Source organism: Bradyrhizobium neotropicale, from assembly GCF_001641695.1.
GTDB lineage: Bacteria > Pseudomonadota > Alphaproteobacteria > Rhizobiales > Xanthobacteraceae > Bradyrhizobium > Bradyrhizobium neotropicale.
On record NZ_LSEF01000030.1, the window covers coordinates 1 to 20872 of the forward strand.

Sequence of the window (20872 nt, forward strand, 5' to 3'; positions counted from 1 at the left end):
CTAGGCGGTGTGGACACTTATCGCATCCATAGGACGATGGCAGCGAGAGTGACGACGGCTCGGTAATTTCGGGCGGTCTTTTCGAAGCGGGTAGCGACGCGGCGGAACTGCTTGAGTTTGGAGAAGCAGCATTCCACGAGATGGCGCTGGGCATAGAGATGTTTGTCGAGCGGATATTTGAGGGCGCGTGACGGGTTGTTGGGGATGACGGCGAGCGCCTTTTTGGCGGCGATGTCTTGGCGCAAATGATCGGCGTCATAGGCTGTATCGGCGATGACGACCTCGGCCGGCAGTCCCTCGATCAATGCGGCGGCCTGTGGTGCATCGCCCTTCTGGCCTGCGGTGAGCGTGAACCGTACAGGACACCCCAAGCCGCGAACGGCCATATGTATCTTCGTGCTCAGGCCGCCGCGCGAGCGGCCAAGCGCCTGATCTTCAGACCCCCTTTTTTCGCCCCGGCGGCGTGCTGATGCGCCCGGACGATGGTGGAATCGACGATCAGATATTCGAAGTCTGGATCATCAGACATCGCCTCGAAGATCCGCCACCAAACACCCTTGATGCTCCATCGACTGAAGCGCCGGAATACGCTGTTCCAGTCTCCGAACGCCTCCGGAAGGTCGCGCCAGGGAGAGCCTGTACGCACGATCCAGAGCACACCTTCCACGAACATCCGGTTGTCCCGCCCGGTCGAACCCTTCTGGTCGGGCCGGCCTATGATCAGCGGCGCCATGCGCTCCCAGGCCGCGTCGCTCAACACCAAACGATCCATCACACCCAAGGCCGCCTCCCAAAAAGAAGCCTTGAATCTGATTTGCTCTCAAAAGGGAATCCTTAGAGTCCACACCGCCTAGGGGAGTTTATGCTTCGCCTCGTCAGCCGGCGTTCTGCCTTGCCGTAACGAGAGCTGCGACGGCATCGGCCGTCGCAGCTGACAAGGTCCAACCGAGATGACCATGTCCGGTGTTGTAGAAGACGCGCGGATCTCGACCCCGCATGACCCGCGGCAGCATATCGGGCATCATCGGCCGTAGACCTGCCCAGGGGACGGCTTGGCGCGTGCTCATGCCCGGGAAGTGCTTTCGGCACCACTGAACGAGTGGCTCGATCCGCGCCGTTCGAATGTCTTTGTTGTAGCCGTTGAATTCGGCCGTTCCCGCCACGCGAAAGCGGTTCGGCCCAAGCCGGCTGGTCACGATCTTGGCCCGGTCGTCGAGTAGACTCGTCCACGGTGCGGCCATTTGGTCTGATTCTTCGGAAAGGTGGAGCGTGATCGAGTATCCTTTCACCGGATAAACATTGATGCGGTCGCCGAGACTGGCCGCGATCGGGCGGGACATCACCCCTCCGCAGACCACGATCCGGTCGAAATCTTCTCGCAGCATGCTGTCCTGGAGGGCTCCTTCCGTTGGCTTCCAATTCACGCCGATTGCCTCGCCGGTGCCACGCTCAACCGACTGAACCTCACTTGACCAGCGCATCGTCACGCCCCGTCGCTCACAGGCGCGGGCCAGCCCGACGGTGAATTTGTGGATGTCACCGGTGAAGTCCGATGGCGTGTAAAAGCCTCCGTAGAAATCACCCTTCAGCGAAGGCTCGATCGCGCGGATTTCCTCCGGCGTAACGGTTCGGCGCTCAAGGCCGCCCGTGGCAAGCAAAGCCGAGACCCTGCGAGCCGCCTCGAATTCCGCCTTACTGTGATAAAAATGAAGGATCCCGCGTTTCTCGCAATCGAACGCGATGTCTTCCTCTTGCGCCATGCGCATCAGATGGGCTCGGGCCTCGATCGCAAGACGCGCGGTCGTGAGTGTATTCTCCTCGTATTTGGGGATCGAGGCAACGAACTCGGCCATCCACGATAGCTTGTGCCAGGACGGCTTGGGATTGACGAGAAGCGGGGCTCCCGGCGTGAATATCCACTTGATGCCCTTTAGGACCGTGGCCCAGCTGTTCCAGACCTCGGCATTTGAGGCCGACAGCTGCCCGCCATTGGCGAAGGAAGTTTCCATTGCGGCGTAGGGCTGACGGTCAAAGACCGTTACCTGGCAGCCGCGCCTGGCGAGGTTGTAGGCGGTCGTGATGCCGGTAATTCCCGCGCCGATGATGGCGACTCGTGACGTATTGGAAGTGCTCATAGGTGCTCCTTCCCGCGCAATGCGGGTGATTGGCACCCCCTCTGTCATTGGCCTGAGAGCTTCATCGCGCCACTCATTTGGGCCGCGACTTTCACCATCGGCGCAGAACTGCCGTCCTGCTTTTCAGAGTTCAAATAGAAAAAAGCGGTACTTTTGCCTGAGAGTTTCCGGGGCGGTTGCTCCGTCGGCGCCGTTCCTGTCCTGAAGCAGAAACGGTCTCTCCCGCTCATCCCAAAATTGCTAGCGGTACGCCAAGCCGTCAGGCTTGGCTTTCGTGGTTCACAGATATGGCATCAGCCAAGCAGAACATCCGACATTCTCTCAATGTCGCGCCAAAGATCTTCAGCGCTCTCCAGGCCAATGCTAAGTCGAATATAGCTTACGTCCTCCCTCTCAGGCATTGCGTGCCGCTCGCCTGCAACGACCATAGGCGCGACAATGCTTCGCGTCCCTCCCCAAGAAGCACCTATGGCGAACGTTCTCAGCTGGTCCAGAGCGCGGTCGACCTTACCGGTATCCACGCCCTCCAGCAGGAGGCTGAAAACACCGGAGCAACCCGCGAAATCGCGCCGCCATAAAGCATGCCCAGAGAACGAAGGAAGACATGGATGCAAGACCTTAAAACCTGAAGCTTCCAGGCGTTGTGCGAATTGCTCGCTCAACGCGCCGGCGTGCCTTATTCGAAGAGCCATTGTCTGGATGCCGCGCAATGCGTGCGAGCAATCATCAGGGGATGTACCCACGCCCAGCGCTCCCAAAGCGCCCCGAAATCGCGCGTAGAGATCAAGGTCATCAAGAATGATCGCGCCGAGAAGGATATCGGAGTGGCCGCCTGCGTATTTGGTGATAGCTTCGGCAACGATATCTACGCCCAGGCTCAGAGGTTTGCAAAGCAAACCCGTCGCCCAGGTATTGTCGCATCCCAGAAGGGCACCAGATTTTCTGCACCTGGCTGCGATCGCGGGGATATCGCAGATTTCCATTGTCGTTGAGCCTGGCGACTCAACCCAAACAAGCTTCGTTGCGCCGGCTCGAATCTTGGCGTCCAGGTCGGCAAGACGCGTCGGATCAAAGTACTCAACGTCTACGCCGAACGAATGAAGGATGGTCCGTGCGAATAGCTTCACCGGAGGATAGACGTTGTCCGTGATCAACACATGGTCGCCGCGCTTTAGCAGCGCGAGCATGACGGTGGTGATCGCCGCTTGCCCCGAAGGCACAATAATTGAACGGGCGGCGGAATGAATTTCGGCTAGTTGGCTTTCCAGAGTTCGTGTTGTGGGAGTTCCAGCCAATCCATAAGTATAGCCGTCCGGCGACCGCGCCGCGCGTGCGCGATAGGCAGCGGCATTTGGGAAAACAATTGTTGAGGCTCGATAAACAGGAACCGTGAGGCTGGCGAACCCCTCGAGCGAAGCTGCTGGTGGTACAACGCACAACGTGTCGTTGTTGTTTGAGCTGGTGTTCATGGCGACCTAAGGATTCTACGCTTCTGCTTTGCTGCCGGACGATCGGGATGTCTCCCGGCCGTGATAGATCGCCAGTCGAAGAGAACACGACGGCGATATGCGGACTGATGACGGGCGGCAATAGTGTGGGGCTGCCAGCGTGGTTTAGTGGTAATCACTTCCGCAAAGCTCTTTCGCCGTAACGCCGGTGGGCGTTGCATCACGCTCGGGAAAACCGTAGCTCATGATTGTTTTAGCGACAACGCCCTCTCGATTTTTCTCGGTGAGGCTTTGATCGATCAAGTCACGGAATTCTTTGTCTTCAGGTCGAAATGCGAAGGACGAGTAGTGGATCATCTCCTTGCCATCCACGACCTCCTTGAACGGTTCTGCACGCTCCAATCCCTTGACGTTAGGATCCCTCAAGCTGCCGACAATCGCCCCTGAAGCATTGATGAGCATGTCGACCCGTCCGGCGAGCAGCGCTGCCAATCCAGTCGGGTGGTCCGGGAACAACTGAATTCGCTCCTTAGGCACGCCAGCCGCCGCCATGTATTCCAGCGATGCTGCGCCGCGCAAATTGCCGACCCGGATTTTCGAGTTCTCGGCCATGTCCTGGTAGCTGTGAATGCTCAGCGGATTGCCAGCTTTCACCAGAATGGCGTTGCCTCGGGGCCCGCCGACCGGATTTGAGAAGGCAACCTGCTTGCATCGATTGGGCGTTACGTACATGCCGCCGGCAATGACATCGATTCGCTTCGCCATCAAACTCGGAATCAGCGCGCCAAAATCCATGGCCTGGAACTCAATCGTTTTGAGTCCAAGCGATTTCGCAACCTCGCGTAAAATCTCCGGCTGGGTACCGGCGATTTCTCCGTCCTTGACGAAGCCATCTGGCCAAGCGTTGTAGACACCAATCGTGAGCTTGCCTTCGGATGCAACTTTTTCTTTCAAAGTCTGCGAAAGAGCGGGCGAGCCCAGGAGAGTCACGGAAAGCACCGAAGCTGCCAGAAGTGCGACGTTGCGGGTCATGGTCGCGAGTTTCATGATAATTCCCCTCGGTTGAAGCTGTTGCGCCAGCATTTTCTTTAAGCTGGTCTTTTTGGATTCTTCAAAAGATAGCCTGCGCTATAATTTCTCGCATCCCGACTTCTGTTCCGGAACGCCTGCGGTGGGGCGGCCTTGCCCCAGAGGGACTTACCTCAGAGCGTAAACAACTTACCCCAGCCCTTAACGCTTTCGTTGTAACCGGCAAGCCGAAGGGCTTGCCAGCAAAGGGCTTGATTGGAGGTAATGATATTCTTGCCGGTCTCGGCTTCCAGTGGCTCGATGACCGCTGCGGCGCGCATCTGGGTACAAGAGACGATGATAGTGTCGACCCCATCTTCGGCGGCCAGATCGCGCACCGAGCTCTTGATGCTTTCTGCCGAAATGAAAGGTGAATCGAACCGGACCACGCCGCCGTCTTTATAGAATTCGGCCGCAGCAGGTACCGAGAAGCCCTCGGCCTCAATTGCGGAAATCATTTTTTCCGCAACGTCTCGCGGATAGGGCGAGACATAACCGATGCGTTTTGCATTGAGACTCCGCAAAGCGCCCACGATTCCCGAAAACGGATCGACGACCTGAGCCTTGGGGTGAACGGCTTGCACCCTGCGCTGCAGCTCTTGCGGGCCGATGATCATAGCTGCCGAGGTGCAGCCCAGGGCAACAACGTCCGAAGTTCGCCTGGAGTTGATCTGCGCCAGCGCTTCGTCAAGTCCGGAGAACGCATCCTTCAGTAGGTCGACCGAAAGCGACGCTGCAGTATTGCCGGGCGTCGAGATTCGACTCTCATATAAGGCTACGCCGGGCAGGGTGAGCATGGCTCGCGCTTCATGTGACAGGGTTTGATCGTTATCCATCACGATCATGCCAATGTGCGCTTTTGTGCCGATGCCTCCATCGACTTCATAGGGTGCTTTTGACCACTTCCTGGCACCCGCGTCCTTGGTCCCAACCATTTGAGTCCTCTCGGGCAGCTTAATGCGACCGCAGCTTACGGATGTCGCCCGCTGAAGGCCCTCCCAAGCTTACGGCTGCGTTCCTGGGGTAGTCAGCGACCACCGTAAATCTGATACGCCTGGTATATCCGGTATGTCAAGATAATATTGACATAGTAGGTATATGAGGTATGTGAAGATGATCTTCGCCAGGATCCGGGCGGTGGCATTTCCGAGCGTCTCGCCGAAACGTGCGCCCCCGGCCGTCAAATGCGGCGAAGTCTGCCTCATGGAAATGCAATTGGGCGATGGAGAAAAACATGGCGATGCCGCCCCTATGGCCAGGTGAAGCGGAGATCGGAGAGCGCATTGAGCGCTTACGCGCCAACATGGCAGACGCGCGCATCGATGCCATGGTTCTGACGTCCCGCCTGAATTTCGAATATTACTCCGGATTCAGAACGCTGTTCTGGACCTCGGATACGAGGCCCTTGTTGGCGATCGCGCGACGTGATCGCGCCGGCATCGCGATCATCATCAACAGTTCGGAGGAGCGCAACACGCAAGCGTGGCCGAACTGCCATGTTCAGCCGCTCTACTATCATGGCTATACGGACGTTGCCGTATCCGCGGCAGGCGAGTTTCTCAGTAATCTACCAGCCGGCGCTGCCGTTGGATTTGATTATGGGCTCGACATGTTCGGGCGCGGGTCAATCGCACTTATCGACTACTTGAGGGCGACGCCGCGCAACTTCCGCCTTTCGGACCAGGCCGACTTGATCTGGCGGCAGCGTCTCATCAAGAGCCGGCACGAACTGGATACCAAGCGCGAGGTTTGTCGTATTGCAACGGAGAGCTTCTTCGCTGGCCTCGCCGATCTGCGCATCGGCATGAACGAATATGAGTTCGGCCAGCTGCTTAAGCAGCGAATGATTGGATTAGGAGCCGATAGCGTCGATTGGCTTCCCGTCCGCTTCGATCCCGCAGGAAAGAGCTACGCGCAACCCAACTATGATTTCCGTCTTGCTCACGGCAATTTCATCTGGGTCGACATGGGCGCCCGCCGTGCTGATCAGATCAGTGATCTGGATCGGGTCGCCAAGGTCGGTAAGGCGACGCCTGAGCAGGAAAACCTCTATGGGTTCGTTAGAAGCGTGACGCTCCGATTGGCGGAAAAAATAAGGCCAGGCATGACAGGCGAAAAGGTCTATCGCCTGTTTGAGGAGCTCTGGTCAGAGCGCAACCTGTCTCGCCTCACAGCGGCGGGCCGTGTCGGCCACGGCTCAGGTATTGCCTTGACTGAGCCGCCATCACTGATGGCCGGATCGAGCGAGATCATTCTGGAAGACATGGTCTTACATCTCGAGCCCAAGCTTGAGATGGCTGGAGGCGTATACCAGACCGAAGAAGTCTTCCGAGTTACAAAAACCGGTCCTGAATTTCTCAGCGACATCGCACCTGAGCGGTTACCCATCGTCGATCTGTGAAAGTGTCCAGGCCGGGTTCGGAAGGCATTCGTGCAGAAAAACAAGACATCGTTGCCGATGCCCTTCTCCTCAGACGTCATGACCGACGTAGTTTGATCATCTACTAATCAGGTACGTAATGAAAAGCCGCGTCTGGAGTAAGATCGATTTCTCGGCCATCGGAATGCAGGCCGACTATGCTCGCGTCCCATATTCGTCGGACACATCCGCTTACGGCTGGATACCGGTTCCCATACTCTGTTTCAACGGCGGCAACGGACCAACGGCACTCTTGACGGCGGGAACGCACGGCGACGAGTACGAGGGGCAAATTGCATTGCGTAACCTTGCCCGGGAATTGTCATCCTGTGCAAATCTGCGCGGTCGTGTCATCATCCTTCCTGCTCTAAATTGGCCCGCCGTCAGCGCCGGCCGCCGGAATTCGCCGCTGGATGAGGGAAATCTGAACCGTGCGTTTCCGGGCGATGCGGATGGTGGACCAACCGCAATGATCGCCCATTATGTGACGTCAGAACTGTTTCCTTTGGCAGATCTCGTCATCGATCTTCATTCGGGAGGCCGCTCGCTCGACTATTTGCCAGTTGCGCTGGCGAGGCCCGGTCGAAATGACACTGAGGCCACCGCGATCTTGCGACTTCTAAAAAGCTTTGGTGCGCCGTATGGAGCGATCACGGATGGGGCAGGGGCAGGCGCCGGATCAACCCTCTACGCCGCCGCTGAGCAACACGGAATTCCCGCCCTGACAACGGAGCTGGGCTTTGGGGCCACTCTCTCAGAACGTGGTCTCGGGATCGCAGAGCGCGGTCTGAAGAGGGTTCTGCACGATTATGGAATCGTTCCAGCCGTGGGCACGATCGAGGCAGGCTCTTCCGTGATCCTCAAGTATCAAAGCCCGCACAACTCCATCTACGCGCCTTGCGATGGCCTGTTCGAGCCGTTCGTCAAGCCCGGCGATGAGGTAAAGGCGAACCAGCCGGCCGGCTGTGTCTATCCGTTGAGTATCGCCGTTGCCGAACCGGTCGAACTAAAATTCTCGGCCTCAGGTCTGGTTGCTTACCGCCGCTTTCCGACCTTAACTCACACTGGCGATGCTCTCTTCGGCCTAATGTCGGTAATGGGAGAGGCGGCTTGATAGTCCGAAGGCGACCGCGCCCATTTTGAGGCGATGAAGGACAATGAGGGACGTTGCCGTTGCGGTTTAAGACCGTGCGGCGCCCCCTCGCTCCCGTCGTATGCGAGATCGAAGCAAGCCGGTTCGCCTTCATCTCGAATGAGCGGAGATCGGGAACCTGCCCCATCTTCGGCCACTATGGCGCGCTTTGAGGCACGAAAGTTGACATGTGATGGCAAGCATACTAGGTATGCCATGGCAGGCGAGACATGCCCGTTCGCGTCAGGGCGCCTGGATGTGCGATCGAGGTCATCAGGGCGAATGTCCCTTGGCGCCAATCGGGATACACAGGCCCTTCGGCCAGAGCGAGATTGAATCGAAATGTCGGTAGCACCCTCTCGTCTGCGCCCAACCTCATCGCTCCACGTCACGGTGCGTGAGGAAATTCTCAAGCGCATTTCCAATGGGACATATCAGCCGGATGCTCCGATTCCCTCCACCGCGATGCTTGGGGAGGAATTCGGCGTCAGCCTCATTACGATCAAACGGGCTCTTCGCGATCTTCAAGCTGCCGGCATGATTGTCTCAGTTGCCGGAAAAGGTACCTACGTCAAAAAGCAGACCAGGATTCTGCGCAAGCTGGATATGACGGCGCCCTCTTTTGAGGGGACCACAATGCAATTACTTTCGGTTACCCGTGAGAAGATTGCAGATCCCGTTATGCTTACCTTCAGTCCTCCGAGGGCAGCAATGCTATGCGTCCGCAAGACCATATTTATCGATGATATGCCATTCCTATACGACTCGACATATTTGTCGGCAGACGTCGCCGATGAGATCGTCGATGAGTTTTCCGAGCGGTTGGTCACTGAAGCGCTACGCCGTCACAATATCCTTGTGACAAATACAGATCTCATCATTGACGCCGCTCCGGCCACTGGCCAGGTCGAAGACGTATTTGGTATTCCGACTGGATACCCAATCCTTCGACGCTTTTACAAGTTCAGCACGGACACGGCGGACATCTCGATCTATGGCGTCCTTCAAGCTCCATTCGACCGTCTTTCGTGTTCTGTCAGCTTCCCGGCGCGCAATGGACGCGCCTCGCGTCCAGGCAGCACTAGCATCGCTTCTTCGAAGCATCGCGCCTGACAACCTCAGCATTCGACGAAAGCCGCGGACGTCCGGTATCCGACTGAGCCGCATCCCGAAACGAGCAGAGTGCCATTTTGACGGCAGCTGATCGGCGGTCGACTATAGAGCGGCGATTCCCGTGACCTTGTAAGCTGGTCTGGATCGAGATGTCTCAACAGCGAGGATCAAGCGGGTTAGTGCGTAGCCAGGCGCTTGCGCAGCATAGGCCTGTGAAAGCCCTTAGGGGACTCGGCAATAGCGCGTGTCGCGAAGGGGCGTGGCCCGAGCCGCGTCGATCTTGTCATCGCCCGCTACTGCTTCGGCGCTCGAGCTCGACAGCTCAATCTGCTCGAGGAGCGGGGTCATGCACTGCGACTGTCGGCCCTACAATTTGCGCCTGAGCCTCGCCATGACGGAGCTTGCGTTCTAACCAGGAGCTTGAGGTTCAGTGCAGCATCTGACCGAGGAATTGCTGCGCCCGGGGATGTTCGGGGTTCTTGAAGAACTTGGAGGGCGCGGCTTGCTCGATGATTCTGCCTGAGTCCATAAAGATAATCCGGTCGGCAACCTCACGCGCGAACCCCATTTCGTGAGTCACACAAATCATTGTCATACCGTCCCTCGCGAGCTCGGTCATAACATCAAGGACCTCTTTGATCATCTCTGGATCCAGCGCCGATGTAGGCTCATCAAACAGCATAAGCTTTGGCTTCATGCACAATGCTCGCGCGATGGCGACACGCTGCTGCTGGCCGCCCGAGAGCTGCGTCGGGAACTTATGAGCCTGCTCAGGAATGCGGACTTTCTTGAGGTTCTCCATCGCAATTTCCTCGGCCTGGTCTCTTGGCAGTTTTCGTGCTCGAACGAGTGCCAGTGTGCAGTTATCCAGGACCGTCAGGTGTGGAAACAGGTTGAATTGCTGAAACACCATCCCAACATCGCGTCGTAGCTCGGCCAAGCCCCTCATCCCCTTGTACAGCTCGACACCGTTCACGATGAGGCGGCCCTTTTCGTGTGTCTCTAACTGGTTGATGCATCGGACGAGTGTCGACTTTCCGGATCCGGATGGGCCGCAAACGACAATCCGCTCTCCAACCGCAACGGACAAATCCACATTGTGAAGGACCTGGAACGATCCATACCACTTGCAAAGCTGCTCCATCGTTACCGCAGCATTGTCGGAAGAGGAGTTCATTTGAACCGCCATCTGTTTCTCCAAGACTTTAGTGAGAGGGAGCTGTCAATCCGAGTCGGCGCTCGAGCTGAGTAATGCCGGCCACCGCAACCAGGGACATCGCTAGGAAAAGGACGCCGACGTCGAACATGGGTTCGGCGTAGCGATATGTATCGGATGCAACGTCCAGCGCGCTTCCGAGCAATTCCGGCACGGAGATGACAGCCAGCAGCGGTGTCGATTTCAAAATTGAAATCGAATAGGCGCCGAGCGGCGCAGCGACGTTCCGCAGCATTTGTGGAAGAATAACGAACCTGATCATGTCAGCCCAGCTGAGCCCAAGGCTCTGAGCCGCTTCGCTTTGCCCGGCAGGGACGGCATCGATTCCTGCCTTGAACACTTCAGACATATATCCAGAATAGTAGAAGCTCAGTCCGAACGAGCCGACGAGGAGGGCCGGGAGCGTCAAACCGTAATAGGGGAGTACAAAGAAAAGAAAATAAATCTGTACAAGTGCGGGCGTCGATCGAATCGCGTCAATGACGAATTGGATCACCGGCCGGATAGTGGCGTGGGATCGTCGAAGCAGTTCCCAGAACAGCCCAAGAGCAGCTGCTCCAATGAAGCTGATGATCGCGATCATCACCGTATTGCCGATCCCTTCAAGCACGCGGGGGACGATCTCGATTGCGAAAGAAAAATTGAAATTCATTAGCGGGCCTTTCGCGTGGCAAATCGCCGTTCGACTTTGCGACCGAAGATGGTGACCGGGTAGCAAAGGATCAGGTACGAAAGAGCCAAAGCTGAGTAGATACCGACGGGATTATACCCAAGCTCGGAAATCTGCTTCGCCCGGAATGTCATGTCGGTCAGCGCAATAAGGGAGACCAGAGTGGTGCCCTTGATGAGCTGGATGGCCTGATTGATGAAGGTCGGAAACATCGCGGTAATCGCCTGGGGTAGTTCGATCAAGCGAAGTACGTCGAAGCGACTTAGTCCAAGGGCCAGACCGGCTTCTCGCTGGCCCTTATTGAGCGACTGGAGCGCGGCGCGGACCGACTGGCTACCATATCCGCCAATGTTGAATCCAAGCACCATGGCTCCGACAGTGATACCCGAAAGAAAGATCCCGAAAGCAGGCAGCGTGTAGTAAAAGGCGTAGAGAAGGACGATGACGGATGAGCTTCGCCAAAATTCGATTATGGCGGTGACAATCCAGCGCAATGGTCCGGTCGCAAAATGCTGCAGAACGCCCGCAATCACCGCGAATGGTATGGCAAAGAAAAGCCCGAGGGTGGCGACGGCCGCGGTTATGCCAAAGCCCTCGTAGATTGATCGAAGTATTGCGAAAAAGCTCACCAGTCCCGCTCCCGTTCACGTGTCTGTCGATCTCGGACACTTATGTTCGTTGCGTAGCCCATGTGCTTGAAGCGAGCGCTGTCTTTAGTCGCGCTCAGCAACTCACAATGTGAGAGCCGAGTGCTGGTGCGCCTCGCCGGCGGTTGCGGGTCCTCCCTAAGGCCAGTTGTCGCGCATATCCGAGCTATGCCAACCGATGAGCTGCAGCACGGATATTTGGTAGAGAATTTGCTGGTCGCACCAAGGCCCGGCTCGCGAAGCCGATGGGATGAACGGAGCTATCTCTACCGATAATGGTCACCGCATAGGTCCTTAGCCGTGAGTCCAGCAGGGACCAACTCCGTGTCGGTGAAGTCGTACTTGGCCATGATCTGCTTAATTGTTCCGGTAGACTTCAGGGTTGCAAAACTTTCATTGTATCGGTCGCGCAGCTCTTTATCTTCCGGCCTGAACACCATGGCGGTGTAAAAGGCTGACTCGCGGCCGTTTTCAACGACGCCTTTGAATGGAAGAGCACGCTCGACCTTACCTTGGACGGCGGGGTCCTTCAGCGCGTTGATCGCAGTGGGAACAGACCAGGCAATGGCGTCAATCCGACCGGCGAATAGCGCCGCAATGATCGATTTGCCGCCGTCAAATTGAAGGATCCTGTCTCTTGGGATGCCTGCCTTGAAGGCGTTTTCAACGTTGGTGGTCCCGCGGGCGCCTCCAATGCGCAGGTCAGGGTTATTGGCAATATCGGTGTAACTGTGAAGGGTTTTCGGATTGCCCGGAAGAACCACAAGCGCATCGCCAATAGCCAGATCGGGTTCGGTGAATATGACCTGCTGGCATCGTACGGGCGTGATCGCCATGCCAGTTGCGACGATGTCGATGCGCTTGGACACGAGACTGGGGATCAACGCAGGAAATTCGACGATTGCGAATTCAATGTTGCTGATTCCAAGTGACCCAAGAACGGCTCTGAGCAAGTCAGGGTGGATTCCGGATATGGAGCCATCTTCGTTCTTATATCCCCACGGCGCGACGTTATATATGCCGACCGTGATCGTTGCGTTGTTCTGAACGCGATTGGCGAGTGTCTCGGCTGCACCCTCGTTGGGAACCGATGCCGCAAGCGCGAGAGATAGCGCGCCCGCCAATACAGCCCTTCTTCCGATCCTATAGTTTTCCATCCCTAGTCTCTCAGCTCTTAGGCTGGTCCATTAGGTATACTAGGTATGACCCATTGTCAAATGGGCAATGAAAGTCGCCGGTGACATCGATCCGGCGGGGGCTCGCGGCGGGTTGCCTGGACATAGGTGCGAACGGTCAGTCTTCCGAATGCTGCCCACCTGCGTCATCCCGGTGGTGCTCCCGAGATCCTCAAAAACACCGCCATAGCCAACTTCGCCGCCAGAAGACGGATGCGTGCAGTTCTCGTCGCTCGCTCCTTTCGGCGCCTTGGGAATCGACGGTCCGCGGACGGGCCGGCACGAACAAAGTCGCAATCGAAGTTTGCTCAACTCCGTCCGATGAAGGGCATGCCCTGTCCTAAACAAAGGATGCTTCAACATTTCTCAGGAGCCGCCACGAGCTCGCGGGCGAAGGGGGCCTCAAGTGCAACTGCATCGCCAAGAATTCGAGGCAACGCGACGGCTTTGGGCTGGCGTATGTCGAGTTGTGAAAGGCACCCGGATCTGACATTGCACGGCCGGGCAGTGGCGGCAGGACGCATTTGGACAAGTAGATACGTGGCTGCGCGCCATGGACTTTGCGCGGCTGAGGCGCAAACCTTCAAGCGGGCGGGCGGCAAGCCTGATGTTCTTGGCGGTTTCGGATCAACATTCGACATCTGCGCCATAGGCACTCGCGCAACCTTCGTGAGATCTATGCCGGGCATACCGCGATGCTGCCGATGCGCTTGCTTTGAGGTGCGCTCGGTGCGTCTAAAGAGCCGTAAAGCGAAGCTTTGGCTGTTCCGGTGGGTCTGCGATGAGGCTTGAACCCGCTGATCCGAGCACAGACATGGTCGTTCTCGCTGGTCGAGCGCCGACAGGCGCGTCGGCTTCACTCGGACCAGCCGTTAGGGTCAGCGAATACGATTCCGATGGCCGGCTCAGATTGTTATGTCGATGCGGCCTGCTGGACTCCTGCGCAACGGAGGCGAAAACGACGCAAAGTTTGCGCCATCCGCTTACGTTCGCAGGTTTGACGCCCGCACACGACGATAGTGTCGGCCTTGAGACGCGCCGACTTAGCGTCGCGGGTTGTTGGCGCACCAGCGGAACGCGTCACGATACGATCTGTCGCGAATTTATTGGAAAGAGCAGAGCTTGTGGCGGTTCCCAATCTCATCGTTTTCGATCGTCCGCGGGCCCGCCCTTTGCTTGTGCCGAAATCTGCGGCTCAGGCCAGTAGAGTGCGGTCCATGGCTAGGACTTAGAGGCTCGGTTCGTCCATCAGACTCGGGACGACAATGATGCCAGAGCTGCAGCTGTCTCCCAGGCGTGACGAGCCCTCACGGTAAGCCTCTGAGAAGACAATTTGCGCCAGCCATGCTTCGCGGAGTTCTGGGAAAGGCAAATAATCGCCAAGCGAACGCGAAAAAATAATCAACTACCAGAAGTGATAGTATGTAGCGCACGTATAAATTGCAAAGTTGCAAAATTGGCGCTATATGCAAATCGCTACCCTTCTGGAGCGACACGGAGTTCGCAATGTCTCAAGCAAACTGGAAACGGACGCATTGGATGCTATCGGCCTGCCTGTGGCTGCTATTTGCAGCGACAGCAGATGCCCAAACCGTCTGGACCTGGACGAACCAATACGGCTCAACGCTGACGGTAAATAGCTACGATCAGAGCACCGGCGCAATTTCCGGGACCTATACGAACAAGGCAGCCAACAGCTGCGACCAAGGCGCGCCTCAGACGATGACGGGGTGGCTTGCACAGACCAGTAGCGGCACAGCCATCAGCTTCGCGGTCAACTTCGCAGGCTGTGGCTCGACGACCGTGTGGACCGGACAGCTCAACAATGCCTCGGGCTTTCAGGGGCTTTGGCTACTTTCGCTCGCCGAGCCTGTGGCATGGAATGGCGTCAGCGCCGGCGCGGACACTTTCACTTTCGCAAGCGGCGATAAGTCGAAATTGGCAGCCGCAGGGGGCGAAGCGTTGAGGGGCGAGGCAGTCGAAAAGCTCTCGAACACGAAGAATCGCAAATAACTTAAGATCAGTCGCGTGACGATCCGAATAGGGTCGTCACGTGGGCTGTTCCTCCGCGGAGTTACTGGCCAAGATCATTGCGAGGGCAGGCAGCGATTCGTCAGAGAGAATTTCGTCCCCTCTTGCGCAGACGTATATCCTGAAATTTTATACGGGGTGCCTCGCAGAGTGTCAGGGCGCCTTTCCCAGCCACACGTTTCATCGTCCTCACGCGTGCTCTTGCCCTCAATATTGGGTGGTTGCCGAAACTGGCCGCGTACCGACACCGATTGTGCTATTCAAGAGCCGTTCAGTCGCCTCAACTCTACCGACCTCGCCTCGAAGAGCTTGGCGTCGCGGAATGACTGTCGAACGGTACCGGTGCGGTCGGGCGCCGCTGCGCTGGGCCACGCAGCTGTTTCAGAACGGCGAGCTCTGGCTCGCCAGCAACACCATGATCGTGCGCGAGCGCGGCGGCCGGCCCGAGTGGGTGCCAACTCGCTTCATTCCCGCCGTATAAACCTCGAAGCGATCTTCTTCGAGAAGACCCATGCGGCGGTCGCGTTCGCCGTCCAACACCTGAGCCTGAAGTTTCCGTGCAAGGTGGAGATGAGGCTTGTCGGAACGACGGACGTCGCACTCGCAGTCGATCAGGAGCGAATGCTTCCGATCCGGAAGGGGAAGATCGTCATGCGTCAGGACCTCGCTGACGAAGCGGGCCTCGAAAGCGCGCTGCTCGCGTTCTTCGAGCAGGTGCACGACGCCGCCGGCTTCGCGGGGCCGGCCGTGATGTTCGGCTTCCCACCAGACAAGCCAAGCGCCTGAACGTCGCTTGGCGAACGGCAAGCTTCCAAGGCCCGGCGAGATATTCCCATACCTGCAATCCCGTCACGGCGCCGCCGTACGGTTCGAACTCGCCTCCCGAACCTCGCTGCAGTTGCTTCAGAGCGCGCTTTCTCCACCGCGCCGTGAGCGGCCTTTGGTAGACGGCTGACCGATTTCAAGAGGAGCAGGCTTGAGACCAATTAAAAAATCTATCGGACTGTCAGGATTGATCCCCGTCTGCCCGCGCCCAATGTTTTTGGAACGTTGTAGGTCAAGCGGTCGAGGAGGCGAACGTGGTCACTGAGATTAAGGCCGACTGTTGAGTTCGGTCGGACCGGGGCCGTCGGCTCAAGAGCCGATGCATGGTTTTTCGGCGGCGCCCGGTCATACCGCTCCGCTGAGTATTAGATTTCGACCCAACTCTGGATCCTTCTGATGACCACATCCGCGCTCAACGTCGCCGAAGCTTCACCGGTGCTCGAGCAGCCGGCCCCAAGGCGCCGCCTTCGGGCTGCGACCACCGTCGCCGCTCTCTTTGGCCTGCTGGCGGTCACGGCAATCCCCCTGAGCGAAGGTTTCTCGGTCGGCGGTCGCGCGGCTGTGGGGCAAAAGCTTTCGACCGTGGGCGCTCGGGTCGAGGATTTCGTACCTGAGGATCGCGGCAAGCTCTCCAAGCCCATTATCGGCGGTTTGATCGCGGGCGCCGCGTCGACCGTCGGCAAGCGGGTGGCAGGCGCCTTGGTCGACGCGTCCTGGCCGGTGGCGCAGGCTTGGTTCGATCGAAAAACCCATAAGACCGACCAGATGATTTGGGCCGGACCGCTTCACATCGTCAACGGTAAGCCCGATGGCCGTGACGACACGGTGACGATGTTGAAGTTCGACCGAGACGGAAATCTGGCTCTCGCATACAGGCTAGCCCGGTTTTCCGCGATAATGGGCTTCGACGTCGGCAAGTTCAAGATGTCGGCGACCGCCACGATGGTGGACGGCGACTGCTCTTGCACCTACCGCTCGTACGGGCCGGAGGTCGAAGTCTGGACCACCGGTGTCGTCCAGCAGACGTGGCGTTCCGAGAAAAACCACCGAATCTACTCCGTCGTCGCCGCAATGGACTCGAACGGACAACTGGCATCGGGCCAGGTCACAGCGAGCTTCGGCGGCGTTACGATGACCCGTCCTGCCGTCTTCGGCTCGTCCCATTTCAAGTTGAATGCGGACAAGCGACTCGACAACTATTGAAGTGGCGCAGTCGTGTTCGAGCAGCCTCGGTCACTCCGGCGGACGGGGAAGGTGCAGACCTTGCCGTCAGGGGCGCGTTGGCAAGCGTCTGACGTATCGTCTAACTGAGAGGGACTTCAGTCGCTGGATAGGCGGCTGCTATCGTCAGAATTTTCGGTCCTGAGGTCGGAACCGCTAGGTCAACTTTATGTTGACAGTGTACGTAGAGTGTGTATAAGTACACACCATGAAGAGCCGGGAAATTATCTCGGCCCTTCAAGGGGATGGATGGTTTGAGGTGGCCCGGAAAGGCAGCCATGTGCAATTCAAATATCCATCCAAAAAGGGCCGCGTAACTGTTCCGCACTCCGAACGGGATGTCCCGATCGGGACACTTAAGAGTGTCAGGTCTCAAACTGAGGTAAGAGCCATGCGTAACTATATTGGTCTTATCCATAAGGATGCCGACAGCGATTTCGGCGTCTCATTTCCAGACTTCCCCGGAGTGATCACTGCTGGCAAAAGCCTTGACGACGCTCGTGCTATGGCAGAGGAAGCCCTCACCCTTCATATCGAGGGTCTTGCTGAAGATGGAGAAGCCATTCCGGAGCCCTCTGCTCTAGAGGACGTTATGGCCGATGCTGATAACCGGACGGGGGTAGCTATTTTGGTGTCGGTCAAAACCGAACAGCCAAAGGCTATACGCGTGAATGTCACTCTTCCTGAGGACGTTCTGGATCAAATCGACAAGTACGCTGAAGCGCACGGCTTCACTAGATCGGGCCTTCTAACTCAAGCGGCGAAGAGGCTCATAGCAGAAGCCGCCTAATATCAAGGATCCGAACTCGTTCGGGGCCTTTCTTTGTCCTCTTGGGCGCGTTCCGCAATTTCGGCTTTTCCGTCAGCGGCGGTCGCCAGAACGACAGCCGAGTTTGGCGTGTTCATGTCATCAAGCGTCGCCTTGATTGCCTAGCCGCCGAGTGCTGCAGCCAGGCTTTCCGCCGCCTTGAAGGAACCAAAATAGCCGAGGTCGCGGCTGGTAAGCGGCTGGTCCGCTGGTCCTGTTTACAGGGCGGGATCCTTGTTGCAGTAAGCCCACAGGTTCGTATCCCTCCGGCGGCGGCCGCCTTGTGTAGTTTGAGAGGCGGCCCGAGGATTTGACCTTAAGTCTAGCTTTAAGGTCACGTGGCGAATGCGGGTCAATGTGTTGGGCGCCGAGCGTCGGCGGCGATGGAGTTACGACGAGAAGGTTCGCCTTGTCGAAGAGACGTTGCAGGCTGGCGAGACGGTCTGCGGCGTCGCGCGCCGGCATGGGGTGGCTCATAGCTTGCTGTTCACTTGGCGTCGACAGGCGCGCCAAGGTCGACTGGGCGGAGATACCGTGCCAGCTCTTGTTCCTGTCGAGATCACACCTGCGCCGGCACCGGAATCGATCAGCACGCCGCAACCGGCCTCTTCACCCCCTGCGCAGCGCGCAAGGGCTGGAATCATCGAGATCGAGCTTGGCGGTGGCTGCCGCGTTCGCGTTGACCGGGACGTCGACGGCGAGGCGCTGCAGCGGGTACTTGAGCTGCTGCGACGACGATGATCCCAATCCCGAGCGGCGTCAGGGTTTGGATCGCCACTGGCCACACCGACATGCGTCGCGGCATGCAAAGCTTGGCGCTTACGGTCCAGGAGAGCTTGAAGCGCGATCCCCATGCCGGTGATCTCTACATCTTCCGGGGCCGCCGCGGTGACCTGGTCAAGATTCTTTGGCACGACGGGCTGGGCATGTCGCTCTACGCCAAGCGCCTCGACCGTGGGAAGTTCATCTGGCCTTCGGCGTCGAACGGCGCGGTATCGATCTCGGCGGCGCAGATGGCATACATGCTGGAAGGGATCGACTGGCGGAATCCGCAGCTGAGTTGGCGGCCGCATAGTGCGGGCTGAGCATAGAATCCGCAGCGGCTTTTTGCATTTTGAGGAGTCCCAACGCGTTCAATCTGTGATTCACTGCGTCGCATGGATGCTGACCGCGACGCTGTTCCGGATGACGTTGCCGCCCTGAAGAAGGCGCTGGCGGCCGAGCGCGCGAAAGGTTTGGAGATTGCGGCTGAACTCGCGGTCGCCCGCGCGAAATCGTCGGAACACGAGGCGCTGATCGCCCAGCAGAAGCTGCAGATCGCCAAGCTGAAGCATCAGATCTACGGGCAACGGTCGGAACGTTCGGCGCGGCTGATCGAGCAGTTGGCGCTGACGTTCGAAGAGCTGGAAGCCGACGCCACCGAGGACGAGCTTGCGGCGGAACGAGCCGTGGCCAAGACGACGACGGTGCGCGGATTTACCCGCAAGCGCGCTGAGCGCCAGACCTTCCCTGAGCACCTTCCCCGGGAGCGGCTGGTGATCGACGGGCCGACGGCGTGTGAATGCTGCGGCAGCAATCGCCTGCGCAAGTTCGGCGAGGACGTGACGCGCACGCTGGAAGTGGTGCCGCGCCAGTGGAAGGTGATCGAGACGGTCCGGGAGAAGTTCTCCTGCCGCGATTGCGAGAAGATCAGCCAGCCGCCGGCGCCATTCCATGCCATCGCCCGGGGATGGGCCGGCCCGAGCCTCCTGGCCATGATCATGTTCGAGAAGTTCGGCCAGCATCAGCCGCTCAATCGCCAGGCCGAGCGCTACGCCCTGGAAGGGGTGCCGATCGCGCTGTCGACCATGGCCGATGCCGTGGGGGCGGTCTGTGCCTCGCTGGATCCCCTGCTGCGCCTGGTGGAAGCCCATGTCATGGCAGCCGAGCGCCTTCATGCTGACGATACGACGGTGCCGGTCCTGGCCAAGGGCAAGACCGACACGGGACGGTGCTGGATCTACGCCCGGGACGACCGGCCGTTTGGGGGCGCGGACCCACCGGCGGCAATGTTCTATTACTCACGCGACCGCAAGGGCGAGCATCCCCAGGTGCATCTGGCCCGATATGCCGGCATCCTGCAGGCCGACGCCTATGACGGGTACAACCAGCTCTATCTGGCGGGACGCCAGCCCGGACCGATCCGGGAAGCTGCCTGCTGGTCGCATGGAAGGCGCCCGTTCTTTGCCATGGCCGACATCGAAGAGAATGCCCGGCGCAAGGGCGCCGGAAAAAAGGAAATCCCGCTCTCTCCGATCGCGATCGAGGTCGTGCGGCGGATCGATGCGCTGTTCGAGATCGAACGCTCCATCAACGGCAAGAGCACCGAGGAGCGCCTTCAGGTGCGACAGACGCTGAGCCGGCCTCTGGTCGGGGACCTTCAGGTCTACATGCGCGAGCAACTCGCCAAACTGTCTCGCGGCCATGACCTGGCCAAGGCGTTCAACTACATCCTGAAGCGTTGGGCGAGCTTCACGCTGTTCCTGGAAGATGGACGCGTGTGTCTCTCCAACAATGCCGCCGAACGGGGCTTGCGAGGAATCGCTCTTGGCCGGAAGTCCTGGCTGTTCTGCGGATCTGATCGCGGTGGACGGCGCGCCGCGGCCATGTACAGCCTGATCGTCACAGCAAAAATGAACGGCGTCGACCCGCAAGCTTGGCTGGCCGACGTCCTTGCTCGCATCGCCGCCCACCCAGCTCATCGGCTGGACGAGCTTCTGCCCTGGAATTGGACCCCGGCATCAACGTTCTCCGCTCGAGCGGCATGACCACGCACGTCAACAAAGTCCATCACGTCACCACCATCACCCAGGTCGCCAAGGACCTTGGTGAAGACGAAGATTGGCTCCGCGACATCTCGATTGAAGTGGAGATCGAGGACGGGGTCATCTGGGTCAATGGCGTCGGAGAAGATGGCGTCAAGGC

Annotated in this window: 20 protein-coding genes, 1 pseudogene and 2 riboswitches; of the genes and pseudogenes, 12 read left to right on the top strand and 9 right to left on the bottom strand. The window is 58.4% G+C overall.

Annotated features, from left to right (window positions below):
- Positions 1 to 17: 17 nt before the first annotated feature.
- The 5 genes from AXW67_RS40300 to AXW67_RS07580 all read right to left on the bottom strand — a co-directional run bounded on the left by AXW67_RS40300 (position 18) and on the right by AXW67_RS07580 (position 5586).
- A protein-coding gene (locus AXW67_RS40300) for an IS5 family transposase (RefSeq protein ID WP_145927316.1) occupies positions 18 to 781 on the bottom strand; the annotation gives its coding sequence in 2 pieces (ribosomal slippage) (positions 18 to 443 and positions 446 to 781; 762 coding nt in all).
- Between the two features lie 94 nt (positions 782 to 875).
- Entirely contained in the window at positions 876 to 2135 is a 1260-nt protein-coding gene (locus AXW67_RS07565) for a D-amino acid dehydrogenase (RefSeq protein ID WP_063677349.1), read from the bottom strand.
- A 34-nt stretch (positions 2136 to 2169) separates the two neighbouring features.
- A riboswitch (glycine riboswitch) is annotated at positions 2170 to 2269 on the bottom strand.
- A 1-nt stretch (position 2270) separates the two neighbouring features.
- A riboswitch (glycine riboswitch) is annotated at positions 2271 to 2370 on the bottom strand.
- Positions 2371 to 2428: 58 nt separating this feature from the next.
- Positions 2429 to 3604, bottom strand: a complete 1176-nt coding sequence (locus AXW67_RS07570) for a trans-sulfuration enzyme family protein (protein WP_063677350.1) — start codon at positions 3602 to 3604, stop codon at positions 2429 to 2431.
- Between the two features lie 144 nt (positions 3605 to 3748).
- Positions 3749 to 4630, bottom strand: a complete 882-nt coding sequence (gene ehuB / locus AXW67_RS07575; RefSeq protein ID WP_063677365.1) for an ectoine/hydroxyectoine ABC transporter substrate-binding protein EhuB — start codon at positions 4628 to 4630, stop codon at positions 3749 to 3751.
- A 155-nt stretch (positions 4631 to 4785) separates the two neighbouring features.
- Positions 4786 to 5586, bottom strand: coding sequence for a maleate cis-trans isomerase family protein (locus AXW67_RS07580; RefSeq protein ID WP_063677351.1), 801 nt, complete (start codon positions 5584 to 5586; stop codon positions 4786 to 4788).
- A gap of 299 nt (positions 5587 to 5885) precedes the next feature.
- Here AXW67_RS07580 and AXW67_RS07585 point away from each other — a divergent pair, with 299 nt between their 5' ends.
- The 3 genes from AXW67_RS07585 to AXW67_RS07595 all read left to right on the top strand — a co-directional run bounded on the left by AXW67_RS07585 (position 5886) and on the right by AXW67_RS07595 (position 9315).
- Positions 5886 to 7052 (top strand): M24 family metallopeptidase, encoded by a 1167-nt coding sequence (locus AXW67_RS07585; RefSeq protein ID WP_201723647.1) that lies wholly within the window; start codon positions 5886 to 5888, stop codon positions 7050 to 7052.
- Between the two features lie 118 nt (positions 7053 to 7170).
- The gene (locus tag AXW67_RS07590) at positions 7171 to 8184 is read left to right on the top strand and encodes a succinylglutamate desuccinylase/aspartoacylase family protein (protein WP_063677353.1); all 1014 of its coding nucleotides are present in this window, start codon (positions 7171 to 7173) and stop codon (positions 8182 to 8184) included.
- Positions 8185 to 8544: 360 nt separating this feature from the next.
- Positions 8545 to 9315, top strand: a complete 771-nt coding sequence (locus AXW67_RS07595; RefSeq protein ID WP_063677354.1) for a GntR family transcriptional regulator — start codon at positions 8545 to 8547, stop codon at positions 9313 to 9315.
- Positions 9316 to 9742: 427 nt separating this feature from the next.
- Here AXW67_RS07595 and AXW67_RS07600 read toward each other — a convergent pair whose 3' ends face one another.
- From AXW67_RS07600 to ehuB (AXW67_RS07615), 4 genes are all read right to left on the bottom strand, one after another.
- Positions 9743 to 10504 carry an amino acid ABC transporter ATP-binding protein gene (locus AXW67_RS07600; protein ID WP_063677355.1) on the bottom strand — a complete coding sequence of 254 codons (762 nt, stop codon included), beginning with the start codon at positions 10502 to 10504 and terminating at the stop codon, positions 9743 to 9745.
- Positions 10505 to 10520: 16 nt separating this feature from the next.
- Positions 10521 to 11183 carry an ectoine/hydroxyectoine ABC transporter permease subunit EhuD gene (gene ehuD, locus AXW67_RS07605; RefSeq protein ID WP_063677356.1) on the bottom strand — a complete coding sequence of 221 codons (663 nt, stop codon included), beginning with the start codon at positions 11181 to 11183 and terminating at the stop codon, positions 10521 to 10523.
- Complete coding sequence (locus AXW67_RS07610; RefSeq protein WP_063677357.1) at positions 11183 to 11830, bottom strand: amino acid ABC transporter permease; 648 nt, start codon at positions 11828 to 11830, stop codon at positions 11183 to 11185. The genes ehuD and AXW67_RS07610 overlap by 1 nt, the downstream gene beginning before the upstream one ends.
- 284 nt (positions 11831 to 12114) lie before the next feature.
- Positions 12115 to 13005, bottom strand: coding sequence for an ectoine/hydroxyectoine ABC transporter substrate-binding protein EhuB (gene ehuB / locus AXW67_RS07615; protein ID WP_063677358.1), 891 nt, complete (start codon positions 13003 to 13005; stop codon positions 12115 to 12117).
- Between the two features lie 1524 nt (positions 13006 to 14529).
- Here ehuB (AXW67_RS07615) and AXW67_RS07620 point away from each other — a divergent pair.
- From AXW67_RS07620 to tnpC, 9 genes and pseudogenes are all read left to right on the top strand, one after another.
- Positions 14530 to 15036 (top strand): avidin/streptavidin family protein, encoded by a 507-nt coding sequence (locus AXW67_RS07620; protein WP_245315461.1) that lies wholly within the window; start codon positions 14530 to 14532, stop codon positions 15034 to 15036.
- Positions 15037 to 15376: 340 nt separating this feature from the next.
- Positions 15377 to 15535, top strand: a complete 159-nt coding sequence (locus AXW67_RS42670) for a hypothetical protein (protein WP_161491238.1) — start codon at positions 15377 to 15379, stop codon at positions 15533 to 15535.
- A 170-nt stretch (positions 15536 to 15705) separates the two neighbouring features.
- Positions 15706 to 15840, top strand: coding sequence for a hypothetical protein (locus AXW67_RS44745; RefSeq protein ID WP_256380045.1), 135 nt, complete (start codon positions 15706 to 15708; stop codon positions 15838 to 15840).
- A gap of 435 nt (positions 15841 to 16275) precedes the next feature.
- Complete coding sequence (locus AXW67_RS07630) at positions 16276 to 17082, top strand: hypothetical protein (RefSeq protein ID WP_063677361.1); 807 nt, start codon at positions 16276 to 16278, stop codon at positions 17080 to 17082.
- A gap of 226 nt (positions 17083 to 17308) precedes the next feature.
- A pseudogene (locus AXW67_RS40305) lies at positions 17309 to 17488 on the top strand (type II toxin-antitoxin system HicA family toxin); the annotation flags it as partial.
- 3 nt (positions 17489 to 17491) lie between these two features.
- Positions 17492 to 17890, top strand: a complete 399-nt coding sequence (locus tag AXW67_RS07635; protein ID WP_063677362.1) for a type II toxin-antitoxin system HicB family antitoxin — start codon at positions 17492 to 17494, stop codon at positions 17888 to 17890.
- A gap of 363 nt (positions 17891 to 18253) precedes the next feature.
- Complete coding sequence (gene tnpA / locus AXW67_RS45000; protein ID WP_082907820.1) at positions 18254 to 18649, top strand: IS66-like element accessory protein TnpA; 396 nt, start codon at positions 18254 to 18256, stop codon at positions 18647 to 18649.
- Positions 18646 to 18993: an IS66 family insertion sequence element accessory protein TnpB gene (gene tnpB, locus AXW67_RS07640; protein WP_063677363.1), complete on the top strand. Its 348-nt coding sequence runs from the start codon at positions 18646 to 18648 to the stop codon at positions 18991 to 18993. Before tnpA ends, tnpB begins: the two co-directional genes overlap by 4 nt.
- Before the next feature lie 72 nt (positions 18994 to 19065).
- Positions 19066 to 20715, top strand: coding sequence for an IS66 family transposase (gene tnpC / locus AXW67_RS07645; RefSeq protein ID WP_063677364.1), 1650 nt, complete (start codon positions 19066 to 19068; stop codon positions 20713 to 20715).
- The last annotated feature ends 157 nt before the right edge of the window (positions 20716 to 20872 follow it).